This is a genomic window from Pseudomonas sp. ATCC PTA-122608 (assembly GCF_001952855.1).
Taxonomy (GTDB): domain Bacteria; phylum Pseudomonadota; class Gammaproteobacteria; order Pseudomonadales; family Pseudomonadaceae; genus Aquipseudomonas.
This window is the reverse complement of record NZ_LPNO01000040.1, coordinates 1-1,246: the sequence shown is the minus strand read 5'-3', so window position 1 is coordinate 1,246 and position 1,246 is coordinate 1. Positions and strand designations below refer to the sequence as shown.

At 52.6% G+C, this 1,246-nt stretch carries 2 protein-coding genes; both read left to right on the top strand.

The window, feature by feature from the left end; genetic code table 11:
• Positions 1-69: 69 nt before the first annotated feature.
• On the top strand, positions 70-375 hold the full coding sequence (locus tag AU074_RS34660) for a transposase (protein ID WP_076017160.1): 306 nt from the start codon (positions 70-72) through the stop codon (positions 373-375).
• Entirely contained in the window at positions 372-1,208 is an 837-nt protein-coding gene (locus AU074_RS25885) for an IS3 family transposase (protein ID WP_076017161.1), read from the top strand. The genes AU074_RS34660 and AU074_RS25885 overlap by 4 nt, the downstream gene beginning before the upstream one ends.
• Positions 1,209-1,246 lie beyond the last annotated feature (38 nt).

Below are 1,246 nucleotides of genomic sequence, written 5' to 3'. Positions count from 1 at the left end.
TGAACTGGCCTAATGAATTTGGACACATCAATAGGGCGCTATGATGGCGCCCAAACCTGAGGTGTGCAGATGATGCGAAAGTCCTATTCCAGCGAGTTCAAACTCAACGCCGTCAGTATGGTGCTTGATCAAAACCTGCCTGTTCCCGAAATTTGCGCCAGTTTGGATATCGGCCCTACGGCTTTGCGTCGCTGGGTCGAGCAGGTGCGCAAAGAGCGCGCCGGATCAACGATGGCTGGTACAAAGGCGATTACTGCCGACCAAAAGAAAATCCAGGAACTCCAGGCCCTGCTCAGGCAGAAAGATCGGGATATCGAAATTCTAAAAAAGGCCAGTGTTCTCCTGCTTTTGGACTCCAAAGATCATTCCCTCTGATCAGCGAGCTAGGCGAACAGTACGGCATTACAGATTGTTGTCGTGTTTTCGAAGTCAACCGCAGTAGCTACTACGCCTGGCGTCAGCGTCAGGGGAAAACCAACCTGGAGCGCGAAGCGCTCAAGGTTGTTCTAGTTAAGTACCACAAGGCTTCAAGAGGATCGGCAGGAGCTCGAACCCTCTCTGAGGACCTGCGAGGTGCAGGCCATCAGGTTGGGCGTTACATGGCTCGTAGCTTGATGAAGGAAGCTGGGATTAGCAGCCGGCAACGCAGGCCACATAAGTACAAATCGTCAGGCGTTGAGTCTTTGGTGGCTGAACATGAGCTGGAACGTGAGTTTTACGTCGCTGACATCAACAAGGTCTGGTGCGCGGACATCACCTATATCCAACTCGGCAAACGCTGGCTCTATTTTTCTGTGGTGCTGGATCTGTTTGCSCGTCGAGTGGTGGGATGGTCGTATTCACTGGTTGCCGATGCGACGCTGGCAAGTGAGTCACTGCGGATGGCTGTTGAACTGAGAGGGCGACCAAAAGGTGTGATGTTTCATTCTGATCAAGGCTGCCAGTACACCAGCCATAAATTCAGGGCTGAACTGCAGGCGCACGAGCTGAAACAGAGCATGAGTCGAAAAGGCCAGTGCTGGGACAACGCCCCGATGGAACGTTTTTTTGGCAGCTTGAAGTCCGAATGGGTGCCTGAGGGAGGTTATAGCTCTGAGTACGAGGCCCAGGTAGATATCAACCGATATGTGGCGCGATACAACAGCGTAAGGCGCCACAGCTACAACGGTTATCACTCACCGATAGCGGCGGAAAAGCTAGCAGCGTGAGAACCGAAAAGAATGTCCGAAATTACTGGACCAGTTCA